The sequence below is a fragment of the Acidimicrobiales bacterium genome, assembly GCA_041394265.1.
GTDB lineage: Bacteria > Actinomycetota > Acidimicrobiia > Acidimicrobiales > SZUA-35 > JBBQUN01.
The window spans coordinates 1416833-1434622 of sequence record JAWKIO010000005.1; the positions used below are offsets into that span (position 1 = coordinate 1416833).

General features: G+C 66.7%; 17 protein-coding genes. 5 read left to right on the plus strand and 12 right to left on the minus strand.

The window, feature by feature from the left end; all coding sequences use genetic code 11:
- Positions 1–15 precede the first annotated feature (15 nt).
- From R2733_06850 to R2733_06875, 6 genes are all read right to left on the minus strand, one after another.
- Positions 16–774: a hypothetical protein gene (locus R2733_06850; GenBank protein ID MEZ5376220.1), complete on the minus strand. Its 759-nt coding sequence runs from the start codon at positions 772–774 to the stop codon at positions 16–18.
- 71 nt (positions 775–845) lie between these two features.
- Positions 846–1604 (minus strand): N-acyl homoserine lactonase family protein, encoded by a 759-nt coding sequence (locus R2733_06855; protein MEZ5376221.1) that lies wholly within the window; start codon positions 1602–1604, stop codon positions 846–848.
- Positions 1605–1618: 14 nt separating this feature from the next.
- Positions 1619–2383 (minus strand): SDR family NAD(P)-dependent oxidoreductase, encoded by a 765-nt coding sequence (locus tag R2733_06860; protein ID MEZ5376222.1) that lies wholly within the window; start codon positions 2381–2383, stop codon positions 1619–1621.
- Positions 2380–2823, minus strand: coding sequence for a nuclear transport factor 2 family protein (locus tag R2733_06865; GenBank protein MEZ5376223.1), 444 nt, complete (start codon positions 2821–2823; stop codon positions 2380–2382). The genes R2733_06860 and R2733_06865 overlap by 4 nt, the downstream gene beginning before the upstream one ends.
- A gap of 293 nt (positions 2824–3116) precedes the next feature.
- The gene (locus R2733_06870; protein ID MEZ5376224.1) at positions 3117–4178 is read right to left on the minus strand and encodes an NAD(P)-dependent alcohol dehydrogenase; all 1062 of its coding nucleotides are present in this window, start codon (positions 4176–4178) and stop codon (positions 3117–3119) included.
- Positions 4175–4423 (minus strand): hypothetical protein, encoded by a 249-nt coding sequence (locus tag R2733_06875; GenBank protein ID MEZ5376225.1) that lies wholly within the window; start codon positions 4421–4423, stop codon positions 4175–4177. Before R2733_06875 ends, R2733_06870 begins: the two co-directional genes overlap by 4 nt.
- Before the next feature lie 115 nt (positions 4424–4538).
- Here R2733_06875 and R2733_06880 point away from each other — a divergent pair, with 115 nt between their 5' ends.
- Both R2733_06880 and betA read left to right on the plus strand, forming a co-directional pair.
- Positions 4539–6755: a LuxR C-terminal-related transcriptional regulator gene (locus R2733_06880; protein MEZ5376226.1), complete on the plus strand. Its 2217-nt coding sequence runs from the start codon at positions 4539–4541 to the stop codon at positions 6753–6755.
- A gap of 127 nt (positions 6756–6882) precedes the next feature.
- The gene (betA, locus tag R2733_06885; protein MEZ5376227.1) at positions 6883–8550 is read left to right on the plus strand and encodes a choline dehydrogenase; all 1668 of its coding nucleotides are present in this window, start codon (positions 6883–6885) and stop codon (positions 8548–8550) included.
- Here betA and R2733_06890 read toward each other — a convergent pair.
- Positions 8487–9350, minus strand: coding sequence for an AraC family transcriptional regulator (locus R2733_06890; protein MEZ5376228.1), 864 nt, complete (start codon positions 9348–9350; stop codon positions 8487–8489). The two genes, betA and R2733_06890, sit on opposite strands and share 64 nt — an antisense overlap.
- 48 nt (positions 9351–9398) lie before the next feature.
- On the opposite strand from R2733_06890, the gene R2733_06895 reads away from it, so the two are divergent.
- Positions 9399–9845 carry a DUF2000 domain-containing protein gene (locus tag R2733_06895; GenBank protein MEZ5376229.1) on the plus strand — a complete coding sequence of 149 codons (447 nt, stop codon included), beginning with the start codon at positions 9399–9401 and terminating at the stop codon, positions 9843–9845.
- A gap of 30 nt (positions 9846–9875) precedes the next feature.
- Here R2733_06895 and R2733_06900 read toward each other — a convergent pair whose 3' ends face one another.
- The 3 genes from R2733_06900 to speB all read right to left on the minus strand — a co-directional run bounded on the left by R2733_06900 (position 9876) and on the right by speB (position 13051).
- Complete coding sequence (locus tag R2733_06900; protein MEZ5376230.1) at positions 9876–10802, minus strand: amidohydrolase family protein; 927 nt, start codon at positions 10800–10802, stop codon at positions 9876–9878.
- 46 nt (positions 10803–10848) lie between these two features.
- Entirely contained in the window at positions 10849–12129 is a 1281-nt protein-coding gene (locus R2733_06905; GenBank protein ID MEZ5376231.1) for an acyl-CoA dehydrogenase family protein, read from the minus strand.
- 100 nt (positions 12130–12229) lie between these two features.
- Complete coding sequence (speB, locus tag R2733_06910; GenBank protein MEZ5376232.1) at positions 12230–13051, minus strand: agmatinase; 822 nt, start codon at positions 13049–13051, stop codon at positions 12230–12232.
- 246 nt (positions 13052–13297) lie between these two features.
- Between speB and R2733_06915 the strand changes: the two genes are divergently transcribed.
- On the plus strand, positions 13298–13582 hold the full coding sequence (locus R2733_06915; protein ID MEZ5376233.1) for a hypothetical protein: 285 nt from the start codon (positions 13298–13300) through the stop codon (positions 13580–13582).
- Positions 13579–15108, plus strand: a complete 1530-nt coding sequence (locus R2733_06920; protein ID MEZ5376234.1) for a DUF4135 domain-containing protein — start codon at positions 13579–13581, stop codon at positions 15106–15108. The genes R2733_06915 and R2733_06920 overlap by 4 nt, the downstream gene beginning before the upstream one ends.
- A gap of 25 nt (positions 15109–15133) precedes the next feature.
- Here the strand turns inward: R2733_06920 and R2733_06925 are convergent, their stop codons facing one another.
- Together R2733_06925 and R2733_06930 are read right to left on the minus strand one after the other, a co-directional pair.
- Entirely contained in the window at positions 15134–16474 is a 1341-nt protein-coding gene (locus R2733_06925; protein MEZ5376235.1) for a TfuA-like protein, read from the minus strand.
- Positions 16471–17730 carry a YcaO-like family protein gene (locus R2733_06930; GenBank protein ID MEZ5376236.1) on the minus strand — a complete coding sequence of 420 codons (1260 nt, stop codon included), beginning with the start codon at positions 17728–17730 and terminating at the stop codon, positions 16471–16473. Before R2733_06930 ends, R2733_06925 begins: the two co-directional genes overlap by 4 nt.
- Positions 17731–17790: the final 60 nt, after the last annotated feature.

Here is a 17790-nt window from a genome sequence, read left to right on the forward strand (position 1 = left end):
CCGCGCTGCCTGATGTCAGTCGTCCTGGTGGTCCGTCGCACCGTGGCGTTCGGCGAGCATCCAGCGTCGTAGCCAGATCTTGCGTGCCCCGACGCCCACGGCGGCGAGGTTGGCGGCAGCCACAGACCCTGCGACCGCTGCGGTGAGCGCTCCGGCGCCCGCAGCCGCCACGACGACCGATCCGACGTGCCCTGCTGCCTGGCGCCCACCGATCCCCCAGGCGCCCCGCCGCTGGGCAACGAGCGCAGCGCCTGCCGCTCCGGCACCGGCGACGGCAACTCCGGTTCCCGACATCGCTGCCAGCCCAACGCCGGCGACGGTCGCAAAGCCGAGATAGGCGGCCACCGCGAGCGGATTGTCGTCCGGTGCACAATCGACCTTGCCGGGAGCGGGCGGGGCCGCGCTGACGATGTGGCGGCGGTTGTAGGTGATGAACCAGTAGAGGGCGTCGAGGGAACGACGCACGGGTCGCACTCGAGTGACGGGGGCGAGGACCGGGACGCGTGCATTGAACACGCCGAGAATCCCGTCCAGGCCGTACTCCACGTTGCCGGTGACCGGGTCGTACAGCGGAATCTTGTGACGAGCCAGGTCGAAATCGAGTGCACTCACCACCGAGGCGTCGACCGTCGAGAACCCCTGCCGGCCGGCCCATCCGAGTCCGGTGAAGGTGGCGGTGTAGCCACGACAAAGGGGACAGCAGTCGTCGTACAGGAATCGGGGCTGCTCGGTTGACGGCGTCGGTGCTACTCGCGTGCTCTTTGGTGACCTCATGAGGCCATGATGACACACTCTTTGAGCAGTTGATCAAATAATGTCAGGCCGTCGGTACATCTGCCCATCACTCACGCCAACGGGGTCGGCGCCTGGGGCACCGAGGCCGAGAAGGCAAGGTCGTGACCGAACATCAGCTTCGCACCCTGCCGCTCGAGGCTGCGGAAGAGCTGGAAGGTACGGGTGGCACTGTCCGGGTCGGCGATCACGCCCGGCAGCGTCATCGTTCGCAGCGCCTCCTCGAGGTAGCAGGCATCGCCACACAGGATGTACTCGCCGCCTTCGGTCCGCACTCGAAGCGATTGATGCCCAGGGGTGTGACCGATCGTAGGGAAGACGACGACCGTGCCGTCGCCGAAGAGGTCGTGGTCGCCGTCGAGCAGCAAGGTGGGCTGGCCGGTGTCGAAGTCGGCTGCGACGTACCCTCGGCGCTCGCCCCCTTCCTGCGCCGCCTCCCATTCCCGTCGCTGGACGATCACCGTGGCGTTGGGGAGCAAGGCGTTGCCACCGCAGTGATCGAAGTGGAGATGGGAGTTGACCACGTGCGTGACCGAGGCGGGGTCGATGTCGAATGCCTGCAGCCGGGCACCGACGTCCTCACCAGCGCCGTAGTCGAACGCGTGGAACCGGGCGAGGACCTCGCCGACGTGAGCGGTCGGGTCGGTTTGGGTTGCGACGTGACACCCGGTGTCGAAGACGACCCGACCCCGAGGGTGGTCGACCAGGTACGAGGTCACGGGCACCCTGGTGGTGCCGTCGCGCCCGGCGAGCAGGAAGGATGTGGGAATGGTCAGGTGCCCACAGGTCATGGCGTACAACGACACGGTCACGGGTTCTCCTCTGGTCAATCGCGGATCACGGCGCCACCATCGACGTGGAGGCACTGGCCGGTGATGTTGCCGGCGTCAGGCGAGGCGAGGAAGGCCACCGCTTTGGCGACGTCTTCCGGAGTCTGCGGGCGACGAAGCGGCGTGGTCGCCTCGTAGCGAGCGAAGAAGGTCGACTCGTCGTCGGGCGCGGCGGAGCCCCGGATCTGCTGGAACTCCGCTGCGATCCGCTCCTGCATGCCGGTCCACACGGCACCTGGACACACTGCGTTGACCCGGATCGCTGGTGCGAGCGAGAGCGCCAGACTCTTGGTGTAGCGGAGGGCGGCCGCCTTGCTCGTCGGATAGGGACCAGCGGTTGCCCTCGCAGCGTGCGCTGAGATCGATCCGATCGTCACGATCGCTGCGTGCGGACTCAGCTTCAGGTGAGGAACGGCCGCCTCACAGGTGTGGATCGTGCCGTGGAGATTGACGGCCATGCACCGGTCCCAGTCGGCTCGATCGTCGCTCGCCCGGGCGTTGTCGTCGGCGAACACGACACCGGCGCTGCACACGACGACGTCGAGCCGGCCATGTTCGGCGACCGTAGCGTCGATGGCGGCAACCACGGCCGCTCGATTGGTGACGTCGACCGGCAAGATCTCGGTGTCACCCGATCGCGATCGGAGATCCGTGGCGACGACCGTCGCTCCCTGCTCGGCCATACACCTCGCCGTTGCGTGGCCGATGCCCGAGCCTGCGCCGGTGACGAACGCGACGAGACCGCCGAGGTCGGCGATCACGGCGAGACCGTCTCCGAAGCGGCATCACCGGCGATGACCGCTGCCGACGGGCGCTTGCGATAGACCCGCTCGTTGGTCATCAAGTTGTTGTCATCGAAGTCGAACACCGCCCACAACTTGGTCTCGAACGGCTTCCCTGTGGCGACCGGCGTGCCTCGCAGCCAGAAGTACAACAGCACCTGGCCGCCGTCGCAGACCTCCAGGCTGATGAGCTCGTTGCGCTGATCAGGGATCGCCGTGCGGCCCTCGATCCAGTAGTCCATGACATCGTCGCCGCCGTCGACGATCCGGCCGTCGGGCAGTTCGTAGCGGGCATGGCTGAACGTCTTGATCGTTCGGTCCCACTCCTGGGTGTTCTCACTGTTCATGTGCTCGAGCGTGACGAGCGCCCGGGCAACGGCTCGTTCCGACGAGCGCAGCGACGCAGCCGAGGCCGTCATGTCCGTACCGCAATGTTGTTGGTCATCACCCGATCTCAGCCACTTGCGTGATCGTTGTCGAATCGCCACTCGGCTTCGCAACGCCTCCAGGGCGTCAGCCCAGTCGAGACCTCAGTGCGGTGAGCGGGCCGACAGTGGTGGCGATCCACCGCGCGAGTGGCCAGGCCAGCTGGCCGGTAGCGAGGATCACGGCGGCCCAGGTGGCCGACAGACCGAGCCACAACCACGGCAAGGCATGGAGCAGCTGGGGGCGCCGCGAACCCACGTCGGTGTCCCGACTTGTAGACGGCTGCCTACTCGACACGGTCGAGGCCTTCCTGGCTCACGAGGATCGCTGTCTTGCCGCTCGCCCTGCCGGCAGCGAGGTGCTCGAGCGCGGTTGGGGCATCGGCGAGGCCGAACTTCGCTCGGACGGCTGGCGTGACCGTTCCATCGCTCAGGTAGCCGGCGAGCCGATCGAGGACTGCGGCATCGCCATTGCTCATGAAGGTCGTGAGGCGCTGCTGGATGAATGGCGAGAGCAGCATCGCCCGGAGCTGGCGGCCAACACCACCGGTGATGCGGTTGCCGCCTTCGCCACCAACGATGACGAGCGTGCCGGTGGCGGTCAGGACGCTGCGGAGGCGTCGAACGCTGTTGCGCCCGCCGATGTCGATGATGAGGTCGTAGCGCTCGTCGGTCTCGGTGAAGTCCTGCGCCGAGTAGTCGACGACGTGATCGGCACCGAGTGTGCGCAGGAAGTCCAGATTGCGCCGGCCGGCGACGGCGGCCACCTCCGTGCCGAGGGCCTTGGCCAACTGGACGGCGAAGCTGCCGACGCCCCCGGACGCCCCGATGATCAGCACGCGTTGTCCGGGCTGGGCACGGCCGACATCGGTCAACGCCTGGAGGGCGGTGATACCGGACACCGCCGCAACGGCGCTCTGCTCGAAGGGCACGCCGGCAGGCTTCAGGGCGAGCTTGTCCTCATCGGCGACGGTGAACTCGGCGAGCGAGCCCTTGCCGACACCGAAGACCTCGTCGCCCGGCGCAAATCGGGTGACGTCGGGTCCGACGGCGACGACTCGACCGGCGAGGTCGAGCCCGGGGACGCGGTCCTTCGGCTTGGTCAACCCGTAGCCGGCGATCCTGATCAGGTAGGGCGTGCCGGTCATGAGGTGACACGTGCCGCGGTCGATGCCGGCCGCCACCACTTCGATGAGCACCTCGTTGGACTTGGGTGTGGGTCGAGCGATGACGTCGAGCGACAGCACATCGGCCGACCCGTAGCGGTCCTGGGTGATGGCCGACATCTGGGCGTCGGCAGACAGCCGAGTTGGGCGTGATGCGGTGAGTGGTTCGTGGATGGTGGTCATGACGTTCCTTTGCTGGTGGTGTCGACGTGCGGCGAGGAGACGGGGGCGATCGAGATGATCTCGAGGTTGACAGAGGTGAGGTGGGCGACAATCCCGTGGAGGTGTGCTGGGTCGCCGACGTCACCCACGAGACGGGTCACGGTCTCGGCCGAGGCGTCGACCGTGAAGTCGTCGAGGAGCGGCCGCAGGAGTCGCCGGCTCGGACGGCCTCGCAGCAGGATTTCGTACGGGGTGGGCTCGGACATGTCCCCATGGTGAAGGCGACCAGTACCAGGCGACCTCGTCCGGTCCGGCATCTCACCCGGGTGAGTTCGGTCACCGGCGGGCTCGACGATCCGCCGACGACGTAGGGTCGACGCCATGACCGGGAACTGGGACAGCGGACTGGCGGCGACGAAGTTGGCCCTGCCGACGCTGCCCGACCGCCTGGTCGAACGACCTCGGCTCACCGACCGACTCGATGCCGGCCTCGCTGGTCACGTCCGGTTGGTGCTTGCAAGCGCTCCGGCCGGCTCCGGCAAGTCGACGTTGCTGGCCTCGTGGCTGGCCGGCCGTCCCGAACCCTCCGCCTGGCTGCAGGTCGAAGACACCGACGCCGACCCGGTTCGCTTCTGGTCGTACCTCGTTGCCGCCATCGGGGAAGCCCATCCGTTCGTAGCGAGTGCACTTCGACCGCTCGTCGGTAGTTCGGACGTCAACGAGGAGTCGCTCGTCCCGGCGATGATCAACGAGTTTGCCAACCTCGCCGAGCCATTGATTCTCGTGATCGACGACTACCACCTGATCGACAATGCAGCGGTGCATCGCGGCATGGAGCGCCTGATCGAACTCTGCCCTCCGGCCGTCACGATCGTCGTGTCGACCCGGGTCGATCCGCCGTTCCGGCTCGGCCGTCTGCGCGTTCGAAACCAGGTGACCGAAATCCGGGGCGACGACTTCCGATTCGAAACGTCGGAGGCCTCAGGACTTCTCGGCCGCGACGGGCATCACCTCGACCAGCGAGTCGTCGAGCAGTTGTGTGGGCGAACCGAAGGATGGGCAGCCGGTCTGGTGCTTGCGGGGCTCTCACTGCATCGCTTCTCCGACCCCGATCGGTTCATCGAGGCGTTCAGAGGCGACGATCAACTCGTCGTCGACTACATGACCGATGAGTTCCTTGCCGGGGAGAGCGACGAACAGCGACGACGCCTGCTGGAGACCTCCATCCTCGAACAGTTCAACGGTTCGATCGTCGACGCCGTCACCGGCGGCACGGGTGGCGCACACTGGCTGGTCGAAACGGCGAAGGCCAACCAGCTCCTCATCGGGCTCGACCGGACCGGTTCCTGGTACCGCTACCACCACCTGTTGCGCGATCTGCTACGGCTCGAAGCCGAGCAGGTCTTCGAACCCGAGCACCTTCGAGAACTCCACCGGCGAGCTGCAATCTGGTTCGAGTCCGACGGTGATCACCTTCGGGCGAGCGGGCACCTGCTCGCGGCAGGCGACCACGCGGCGGCCGCCCGACTTATGTATGTACTCGCGCCGCAGCTGATCTCCTACGGCCAGATCGGAACGCTCCGAAGCCTCCTCGAACGCATCGGCGCACCGGCAACCACCGACGTGGCGTGCGCGCTCGCGTGGGGCTGGTGTGACTACATCGGCGGCGACTATGTGCGGGCCCAGGAGTGGGTCGACACCACCCACCGTCTCGCCCCACCCGGCTTCGATCCCATGCTCACCGCGTCACTACGGATGAACCTGGCCGTCGCTCACGGTGACGTCGGTGCCGGGCTGGAACTGGCGCGGGAGGTCACGATCACCGGCCAGCTGGAGACCCACGGACCGGAGCTCGCCACGACCGCCGGTGGCGCCTTCATGTGGGCGGGGCAGGCCTCCGACGCGCGGAACGTGCTCGAGATCGCGGTTCGGAAGTCGGCGGCTGACGACCTCCGAGCTACCCACGTCCTGAGCTGCGTCTACCAGGCCATCAACGACTTCGACGACACGGGCGACACTTCCGGCGCCGAACGAGCACTCGACACCGCCGACGAGTTGGCGATGCGCTCCTACTATCGGATCGCTCCGGCCTACGCCCTCCGGGCTCGAGGTGCCAGCGACCCCTCGGCGGCTCGAGCCGATGCGATGAAGGCGGTCGAGCTGGCTCGACAGATTCCCGGCGATCTCGCCCTGGCGTACACCCTCGCCCTGTGCGGCGACACTCTGCTCGATCTCGGCGAACCGATGGGGACCGCACTGGTGAGCGAGGCCCGAACCGTCGTCGATCGCTGCGCCGACCCCGGCATCGTCGGCCGATACGTGGCACGGATCGAATCCCGTCACCGTCTGACCGGCAGTTCTCGATCGGAGAACCGGCAGCAGCGAGCAACGCCTCCCACGCTGGTCGAGCCTCTCACCGAACGGGAGATCGCCGTGCTTCGCTACCTGCCTACCAAGCACACCCAGCGCGAAATCGCGTCCGAGCTCTTCGTGTCTCCCAACACGGTCAAGACCCACTGCGCAGCGATCTATCGCAAGCTCGGCGTCGGCGACCGCAAGGCCGCAGTACAGGCGGCCCGAGACGTCGGCGTCCTTTAGCCCTGGCGCGCACAGGCTCGACGGACTCGGACCGACCCACGCCAGAAGCCTGGGCAGCGGTTCACTAGGCTCATCCGATGCCTCGTCCTCTTGCCGCCTCGGCCCCGCCGGACACGGAACGACTGGCGTGACCACCGGTACGACTCGCTACGACTTCGTGATCGTGGGCGGCGGATCTGCCGGCTGTGCCCTGGCCAACCGGCTCAGCGCCGACCCCGAGCATCGAGTGCTCGTTCTCGAGGCCGGTCGCATGGACTGGCGCTGGGACGTCTTCATCCACATTCCCGCAGCGCTCACCTACCCAATCGGGAACCGGTTCTACGACTGGAAGTACGAGAGCGAACCCGAGCCGCACATGGGAGGCCGCCGGGTGTACCACGCCAGGGGCAAGGTGCTCGGCGGCTCCAGCAGCATCAACGGCATGATCTTCCAGCGGGGCAACCCAATGGACTACGACAAGTGGGCGACCGCCGATGGCATGGAGCACTGGGACTACGCCCATTGCCTGCCGTACTTCAAACGGATGGAACACCGTCTCGTCGGCGGTGACGAATGGCGTGGCGACCACGGACCGCTACGGCTGGAGACCGGGCCGGCCGACAACCCGCTCTTCGATGCCTGGCTCGACGCCGGCCCACAGGCCGGCTTTCATCGCACGAGCGACGTGAACGGCCGACAGCAAGAAGGCTTTGCCGTCTTCGACAAGAACGTGGTGCGGGGCCGGCGGCTCAGCGCCGCACGGGCCTACCTCCATCCCATCCTCGATCGCCCCAACCTCACGCTGGTCACTCGGGCCCAGGCCAACCGGATCCTGTTCTCCGGTACCCGCGCCGTCGGTGTCGAGTACCGCCGGAACGGGCGCACACACGTCGTCGACGCCGACGAGATCATCAGCTGCGGCGGAGCGTTCAACACACCCCAGCTGCTCCAACTCTCAGGTATCGGTGATCCCGATCACCTGCAAGGGCTCGGGATCGACACCGTGGCTGCCGTTCCCGGCGTGGGCGAGAACCTGCAAGACCATCTCGAGGTCTACATCCAGCACGCCTGCACCCAGCCGGTGTCGCTGCAACCGCATCTCGCCAAGTGGAAGATGCCGCTGATCGGTCTGCAATGGCTCGCTCGCCGGGGCCCGGCCGCCACCAATCACTTCGAGGCGGGAGCGTTCGTACGCAGCAATGATCACGTCGAGTACCCGAACCTCATGTTCCACTTCCTTCCGATTGCCATCCGCTATGACGGCTCGGCTCCGACCAACGGCCACGGCTATCAGGTCCACATCGGGCCGATGTACAGCGACGTCCGCGGCAGCGTGAAGATCACCTCGACCGACCCGACCGTGCACCCGGCCATCCGGTTCAACTACCTCTCGACCGATGACGACCGCCGGGAGTGGATCGAGGCCGTGCGCACCGCTCGGCTGATTCTGAGCCAGCCTGCGTTTGCCCCGTTCGACGGCGGTGAGATCTCACCCGGACCCGAGATCGAGACCGACGACGAGATTCTCGAATGGATCGCTCGTGACGCCGAAACCGCCCTGCACCCGTCATGCACCGCGAAGATGGGGGTCGACGACCTCGCCGTGGTCGACCCCACCACGATGCGGATGCACGGCGTCGAGGGCCTGCGTGTGGTCGACGCCTCGGTGATGCCGGTCATCACGAACGGCAACATCTACGCCCCCGTGATGATGATCGCCGAACGGGCAGCCGACATGATCCTCGGCAACACTCAGCTACCGCCCGATGACACGCCCGTCCATCGGGCACCCGCGGCGGGGAGGTTCGCAGGGTGACTGTGGGCGTAGGCCCCAGGGGGGATCGATGTGTGCCGCTTGAAGTGCTTCGAGAAGTGGGCTTGGTCGTAGAAGCCGACTGCGTGTGCCACTTCGGCGGGCGGCATTCCGTCCAGTAGGAGCTTTCGGCCGGCCTCGACCCGCTTTCCGATCAGGTAGGCGTGAGGCGTTACCCCGTACGCCGCTCTGAAGCTGCGAACCAAGTGGGGCTTGCTCCGGTCCAGCTGCGCAGCGGCCTGGGCAAGGGTGATCGGATTCGATTGCGAGTCGTCGAGGAGCAGACGTAGCCGCTGTGCGACGCCGGCATCTCGGACATCTGGATCGAGGGTGTTGCGCTCGAGGTGTCGCGTGATGCGATCGGCGATCATCGCCAGCGAGGACTCGGCTTGGATGTGGTCGGCGCCGGCCAGCAGTTGCTCGTGAAACTCGACGAGAGCGCGACGAAGGGCCCGATCGGCAATGTTGGTCTGATCGACCGCCGCCCCGACGAGATCGATGGGCAAGAAGCTCTCGTCGAGGTACAAGACCCGCTTCGTGAAACCGGGAGCGCCCGGTGCCGGCTTGCCGTTGTGGGTGACCCCCGGCGGCAGGATCGCAACCGTCGCCACCTCAGCTCCACAGGGTCGCCGGTCGAGCTCGTAGCTGATGGCCCCGCTGTCGACGATGAGCACCGTCCAGGTGTCGTGGGCGTGGGTCGGATAGCCGTAGTCGAAGATCCGGGCGTGGAAGACCTCGGAAACTCCTGGGACCTCCGGCCGCCAGGCCACGACCCGGCACTGCGGTGGCAGCGTTTCTTCCACATCAACAACGTACAAGCCGCCGATCCAGGGTTCAGCGAGAATCGAGGGATGACCTCCTCCAAACCCGTCAACCGGGCACTCGCTGTGAGCACCCGGGTCAAGATCGCACTTGCCGTTCGCTCTGATCTCGAGGTCTGGCAGAAACTCAACGTCGCTGCCTTCCTACCGAGCGGTTTCGGGACGGCCGATCCGTCACTGACCGGCGATGCCTACGCCGATGGCGACGGTTGCTCGTATCCGCCCATGCTCGCTCACCCGGTCAGAGTGTTCACCGGCGATTCGTCGGCACTCCGCCGGAGCTTCCAACGAGCACTCGACAGAGGTCTCCTCGTGAGCGTCTACACCGACGACATGTTCAGCACCATGAACGACGACGACAACCGAGCAGCTGTCGCCGCCGTCAAGACGCCGGACCTCGTACTGGCCGGCTTTGCCGTGGCCGGTGACGCACGACAAGTCGACAAGGCGTTCGACAAACTTGCGCTTCACACCTGACCGCCGGCGACGACACCTCCGGGCGGCGTCCTACCCGCGAGCCCTCGGCAGGAGGGACGCAGCTGCATTGCGGTCGATGGAAGCTCGCTGGTCTTCATCGAGGAGGTACTTCTCGTAGAGACCAGTGAAGGCGGCGACGGCGGCGTCGGGTGCGTAGGGCCAGTCCGTTCCGAACAACACGTGGCCGGGTCGGGCGAACGACAGCAGGCTGGGGAGCGCGTACGGGCTGCCGGACAACGCGGTGTCGAAGTAGAAGCGACTGAGCAGCTCGAGTCCGTCCACTGCATTCCCGGTGGGTGAGGCCGCGCTCGACAACCGCATGGCCGCGTAGGGAACGAAGCCGCCCGCGTGGGACAAGATCATGGGCACGTCAGGGCAGCGCTCGATCGTGCCGGACCGGCACAGATTGACCGCAGCTCTCGTGGTGTCGAGAAGGAAGTCGGCGACGAACGGCGGGATGCCGTCGACGGGAGCCAGTCCGGGAAGTGTTGACGGGTGGATGAAGACGACGGCCTTGCGGCGCTGGAGTTCGTCGAACACCGGATCGAAGACGGGGTCGCCGAGGTAGACACCTCGATGGTTGGCAAGCAGCACGACGCCGTCGGCGTGGAGTTCGTCGAGCGCTCGAGCCAGTTCGACGAGGGCTGCATCCACATCGGGGAGTGGGAGTGTGGCAAAGAACCCGAACCGCCCCGGGAGATCACTGACGACGGCGCTCGCGTAGTCATTGACGAGCCGGGCCATGGCCGCCGCATCGCTCCCGTCGCCGAGATGGGTGCCAGGCGTCGAGACCGAGAGCACCGCAGTGTCGATGCGATGCCGGTCCATCAGTTCGAGTGCGGAGGTCGGTGACCACTCGGGGATCGGGAGGCCACCGGCGAGTTGGCCCTTCGTGCGCAGCCACTTCGCGTACTCAGGTGGGACGACATGGTGGTGGGTATCGATCCGGCCGGCCATGCCGCACACTACCTCGCCGTGCAACACCGGCTTGGCGTGACTGCGCTCAGCGACGGTTGGCGAAGTACTTGCGGTAGCCCTCCGCCACCTCGCGCAGCTCGGGGTCGGCTTCGAACCTCGGCTCGTAGGCCTCCCACGCCGCTTCCTTCTTGTGGGGGATGTACTCGCGGGGCCAGTACCCCTCGTGCGGGCGATAGCCCTTGAGCACCCGACGAGCAACCGTTGACTTGTGGACCTCGTCGGCACCGTCGGCCAGCCCCATCGTTGGCGCCGACGCGTACATCTCCTGCAACGGCGTCAGATCGGTGGTGCCCAACGAGCCGTGGATCTGCAGGGCGTTGAAGGACACCTCTCGCAGCACCTTGGACATCGTGAACTTCACCACCGCGATGTCGGTGCGAGCCTCCTGGGTGGAGGTGTTGTCGATCTTCCACGCGCACTCGAGCACGAGCAGCCGCAACATACGGATCTGGGCGTAGGACTCGGCGATCTTCTCCTGCACCATCTGGTGTTCGGCGATGGTCTTGCCGTGCGACTCGCGGCTCAGCGCTCGTTCACACATCATGTCGAAGGCCAGGTTGCACTTGGCGATCGTGCGCATGGCGTGATGAATGCGGCCGCCACCGAGACGCCGCTGGGCCAACACCTTGGCGCCGTCCTCGGGGCCGAGCAGATGGTCGGCGGGAACGCGGACGTCTTCATAGATGATGTGATTGTGGTTGCGCGGCTCCGGCATGATCGTCACGCCCGGCGTCTCACGCGGCACCACGTACATGCCGTTGGTGCACATCACGAACAGGATGTCGGCGACCCGACCGGCCGAGGTGAACCACTTCTCACCGTTGATGACCCACTCGTCGCCATCGCGCACCGCGTGGGTCTTGAACAGGTTGGGGTCGGAACCGCCCTGGGGCTCGGTCATCGAGTACGCCGAGAACATCTCCTGGTTCAACAACGGCTCGAGCCAGCGCTTCTTCTGCTCCTCGGTGCCGTAGGCCGCAAGCATTTCCATGTTGCCGGTATCGGGCGCTGCGGCGCCGAACATCTGCGGCGCTGCCGGATACTTGCCGAGGATCTCGTTGATGAGACCCAGCTTGAGCTGACCGAACCCCGGCCCTCCCAGATCCTCATCGAGGAACAACGCCCACAGACCCTGATCCTTCACTTGCTGCTGGAGGTCGGCGACGAGCGCCTTCACCTTGGGATGCTTCGAGCGTACGGCGTGCGGAAAGACATAGTGCAGCGGCTCGAGCTCACGTCGGCAGAAATCGTCGACCCAGTCCAGCTTCGCCTGGAACTCGGGTTCGGTCTGGAAGTCCCATGCCATGGGTGTCACCTCTCGGATCGTCGACGGCCGGGGCCCCATCCCACGTGCCGGTGTGTGGAGCCACAGTGCCACCTCGCCCGTCGCCTGCACAATCTCCAGCTCAGGGTTGTGTGATCATCACACCCAGGAGCTCCTTGAGTAGCTTGGCCCCCACGGCCGCGGTCATGTCGTTGATGTCTCGATCGGGGTTGATCTCGACGATGTCGGCCCCGACGACAATCACGTCGGGCTGCGCGCCCACCTGATTGATGAGGTCGATGACCTGGCGCGTGGTCAGACCGCCGGGCTCGTGGTGTGAGACGCCCGGTGCGTAGGCGGGATCGAGGCCGTCGACGTCGATGGTGAGGTAGACGTCACCGTCGAGCGGGGGAACACGACCGTCCCAGTCCGCCGCCGTGAACACCTCGACCCCGAATCGCTCGACTTGGTCCGCCTGGTGGGCCGTCATCGTCCGGACGCCGAACTGCAGAAGTCGGTCAGCGAGGCCAGCTTCCATGATGCGAGCGAAGGGGCAGGCGTGGCTGAGCCGCTCACCGTCGAGCTCGTCATAGAAGTCAGGGTGGGCGTCGATGTGCACGATGGTGAGATGCCCGACACGCGGCGAGAGTGCTTCGACCAGCGGGAGCGTCACGAAGTGATCACCGCCAAGAGCGATGATCGGCTTGCCCGCTTCGGCAAGACCGGCTGCGTGCGCACGGATCTGCGATCGAGCCGTTGCCGGGTCGTCGTCGATATCGAGGTCGCCGCCGTCGATCCACCGTTCGAGCGACGGGTGCAGATCGACCCCGTGTTCGGTGAACCAGTTGCCGGCACCGGAGTGGAGGACTCGGCGCACGGCGGCGGGAGCTCGCGCCGGTCCGCGGAGGTACGACGACGAACCGTCGTAGGGAAGGCCGATGAGCGTTGGCTGTCGAGCGGTCATGTCGAGATCATCGGCGTCTCTGTGGACCAGTTGCCGTCGAGCACCGAGGTTCGGAGCGTAGTGCGCCGCAACCGCGCCGGCTCTTGCCCCACCCTCCTGGTGTGGCTCCGTGGTCGTCGCCGCTCACGTTGCACCGTCCGGCATCACCGACCGGACGATCGCGTAACCGGGGGCGTCAACCGGCGTCATGGACCCGAGTGGTGTCGCCGCTCGGGAGACACCCGACCCAGTGAGGAGATGGAATCGATGGCAGAGAACCCCGAGGTGACCGGAGCGGTCATTGCGACCGCGTCCGGCACCTACTTCATTCCCGAGACCGAGTTGGAGTCGTACCGGGTACCAGATGAGATCGCCGGCGAGATGCGCTCCTCGCTCGGCCTCGACGCCGACGTCGTCGGTTTCAGCCAGCCAAGCGAACCGCTGCCCTCTCCAAGCGAGGCAAAAGTCGCGCCGGTCACGTGGCAGCGGCAGAAGATCGGTGGTCCGGTCGTGCTCGGCAACATGATGCTGCACACCGCAACACGCTGGTGACCCCAACCGCCCGGCCATCCGGAGGCGAAGCTGCCATTCTGGCCGATTCGCACCGGTCGGTCGGGCGGCAGAGTCCGTTCGCACGGGCCTTCGATCCGCTCGTCCACGAACGACTCGGTGCGCTCGACGATGCGGTGCTGGACCCTGGCGTCGTTCCGGCGCTCGTCGTCTCGATCGCCGACGACCTCGCCGATCTTGCGGGCGATGTCCTACTCGATCGGTTCGCTCGGGCTCGGTGGCGCCGTTCGATGGCCGCCGAGGCGACAGGCGACCATGACCGATTCCTCGGCGAACTCGAAGATGGGGGGCTCGCCGAGCTACTCACCTCGATCCCGGCGTTGTCAGCGCTGCTCGAGCAGCGCCTCACCGAGCGAGTGGCAGAAGCAAGGGGGCTCGTTCAGCGTTTGCTTGCCGACGCGCCAATGCTGTCGGAGCGGTTCGGATTCGAACTCCCGGTCCGCACCTTCCATGGGCTCGTCGGCGGGTCCGCAGCGCTCGGAAGCAAAGCTGGCGTGATAATCGTCTACAAGGCGCGACCGGTCGACATGGATGCTGCGTTCGCCGAACTGGTCGGCTGGCTCGATCGAGTCGTCGACAGCGACCTTCGCCCACCGCTGGTCATCGAGCGCACCGACTACGGGTACATGGAGTACATCCCGCACTGCCCACCTGTCGACGGGCATGCGCACAAACGCTACCTGGGGTGCGCCGGCACGTTGCTGGCGCTGACGACCCTGCTCGGTTCGGCCGATCTCCATGTCGGCAACATCCACATCAACGGTGACCGACCGGTCGTCCTCGACGCCGAGGTGGTGTTGCGGCCCCGACGCTCGCGCTCAGTAGCGGAACGGCCGTCGCCGGACCATACGGGGTGGCTGGCCTTCGGCGGCTACGTCGAGCCGAGCGGGCTCGCCGCAGAGTTTCGCCTCACAGAGCCGGGACCGTGGACTGGGCTAGGCACCGATGCCGTCCGCCGTCGGCCGCAGACGGCATCGAGACATCGCGCCCGCAAACGTGTTGCCAATGGCCTGGCGACATGGTCCCCGTCAACGATCGATGCGTTCTGCGAGGGCTTCCGATCGGGCTACCGGGCGATGTGCGAGACCGACCCTCCGCTCGATGTGTTCAGCGAGACTCGACCTCGCGTGATCCTGCGTCCGTCGCGTCACTACGACGCCGCCATCGCGCAGTCGCTACGACCCACGACGCTGGCCGGCGGCGACACGGGACGCCTCGAGGCCATCGCCAAGATGCTGTCGGCCCTTCCTCCAGCGCTCCCCGACGCCATCGGCGGCGCTTTCGCCGCGGTCGAACGTGCCACGGTGTTCGCCGCCCACTACCCGCGTTTCACGATGCCGGCCGACGGAGGTGCGCTCACGCTCGCGGGCGACGAGATCGGCGCGGCCATTGCGTCCGCCCCGTTGGAACGGGCCCGCCGGATCGTGCGGCAGGCTTCGACAGGTGACATCGATGATCACGTCGCCGTCATTCGCGCCGGGCTTGCCTCCGCCGCGCTCGATGGCTGAGCGCCGACGAAATTGCGCCAGCCGGTCAGGGGCGTGGCGGAGCTGACTGCCGTTGCTCGCGGTACGCACGCTCGCGGCGAACGGCCCGAAGCAGGGCGTCGAGGTCGTCGTAGCCGTGGTCGGCGAGGAAGCCGGCCAGATCGGAGGGCAGGGAACGGCCGAGGGACTCGAGCCACCAGCGAAGGACTTCGACGGCATCGCCATCGACAGCAACGGAGGCATCGGTCGTACCGGTCTCGTCGAGCACCGCAGCCTTGTCGCGCGCTCGAGTCGCATAGTCGCCGGCGAGACCGCAGAGTTGCGAGATACGGAACAGATCCTGGTCGGCCTCGTGCCTCGACCGGTCATCGGCCCAGCGAAATGCCGTCTCGGCTTCCACCAGTTCGGCCACACCCGTCTCGTCGAAGTGCGGCGCATCGACCCATCCGGTCCCGAGGTGCTGGTCGAGTCCGGCGCGAGTCTCGGCGAGCATGTGCGCGTCGAATCGAACGCCGGCGGCGCCGGCCCAGCGCCGGGCGAACAGCCGGAGCCGAGCGTCGATCGTGCTCCGGCGATGCTGCTCGGGGTCAAGGCGAAGCTCGTCATTCGCCATGGCAACGAGCGCGCCGTCGGTCGAGCTTGACCTCTGCGCACTGAACGACGCCTGGGCCCTCGACCAATAGCCGGTTTCCGAGAGCCTCCAGCTCTCGAGGAACGTGCCGTCGGTGCCGACGTTCCGAGGATCGATGGCGGCTCGCAGGGCTGCGCGAGCGTCTTCGGCCTTCTGGTCCACGACGCCGTTGTCGGCGAGATGCTGTTCCAGTGCGATCGCCGCCGCCGCATCGACCTCGCGCACCGCTTCGATGATCGAGGGCCAGGTCCGTTCGGCATAGAACTGCTGGGCTGCAGCCTCGTCGATGAGCACTCGCTGTTCGTCGGAGATGGCGCCGGCGGCAGCACCAGCTTCCGAGGTCGCCTCGACGTTGACCAGTGGCACCGACGTTGCGCTCCACGCACCGTCACCCTCTCGGTGGGCGACGGCCACATCGCCATCGCGACTGCGGTTGCCAGCGAGATAGTCGTTCGCGATTCGACCGATCGGCTCCATTCCGAACGCTGCGCACTCGGCCGCCCGTAACGCTCCCATACTCGACGCCCCGATGACCCGAATGCCGGCCTGGAGTGCCCAGAGGAGTTCCTTGTGCCACACCGATCGGACAGACTCGAACAGACCGTCGATCAACACGATGGTGTCGGGTCCGGTGGCGGCCACCCGATAGACGTCGCCGCAGGCTGCGGGCGGATGGATGGTGCAGTCGGGCGCAATCTCAATGGCCTCGGTGGTCGACAGCGACGGACCGAGGAAGACCGCGATCGAGGCGCTCATGATGCCTGCTGCCGTTCGGTCAGCCGATGAATCCGGTCGATGGTCCCATGGCCGTCGGTGTCTTCGAGGCCGGGGGCGATCACTCGCACGACCGGTAGGCCGATGTCTGGCATCGCGAGGTCGACGACGACCACCTGCGACATGCCGGCGGTCACCAACGACTCGAGTGCCAGACTGACGTCGTCGGCCGCGGAACGAGTCTCGTGTGTGGGGGCTTGGAGAAACGACCCGGTGCGAGGCCGGCGCCGGAGTTGGCGTTGGAACTGACCGGCCGCCGTCGACACTCGCCGTACCGTGTGGAGCTCCTCGGTGATGTCGTCGCGTGAACCGGCGATGACGGTCAGGCGAGTCTGCATCGCTTCGGAGATGGCTCGGCAGGCGGCCACGCCCCGATCGGTGTGGCATCCGGCCCCTGACGACGGTGGGACCCGACGCAGGGGTGCGTCGTCGTCCTCGTACACGGTCGCCGAGAAGCACGGCATCCCGAGGTCCGAGGTGATGTCGACCAGCTCGATGCCGACGTCGGCAGCGCACGCTGCGGCCAGAAGATCGCGCACCGTCGGATCGTCGACCGTCTCCGGATCGATCGCCACGTGGTCGCCGCAACGTTGACGTCGATCGACCTCGATCGCCCAGGCATCGCGCTCGATCACTTCGAACAGCGCATGGGCGATGGCCTCGAGAATGTGGTTCCCTGACGCCAGGCCGTTGCTGGAGACGGCGAAGTGGTCGGTCAGCGGGTCCCGTGGCGGGGTGTGATCCATCGACACCAACAACTCAGGCACCATCGTGGGCTCGCCACTGACGAGGTCGACTCCCGGGACCCAAAGCAACGGTCGGTGTCGATCGAGCTGGGTGTCCGCCCGCCGTGGGACCCGTCCGAGGTCGGCGGTCGCGACCCCTTCGCGCTCGAGTTCGTCGATCGACGCCCGTCGCAGCGGCAGTCGGTGGTGCTCGGCGTGCCACAGCTCGGCGGCCTCCATCAAGGCCGAGACGGCAGCGGCAGCCGACGTTGCTCCTTTGCCCTGTGACGTCGAGAGGCTGCGACCGTTCGGACGGATCGCTTGATGGACCGGAACCCCGATGACGTCCAGGTCGGTGACATCAGCGATCCGTGTGATGCCGAACCGAGCCATCTCGGGCCGCCACCGCTCGAGCGTCTCCACTGGATGCCGGCACCGATGTGTGCCGTCGAAATAGGACTTGTCGGCCGTGCCGTGTCGCTCGACCAGATGATCCAGGCCGCGGAAGGTCATGCTCGTCCCGACGCCCTCCACACACTGGAGTTACATGCGCCCGCCGATCCACGGCGCGTG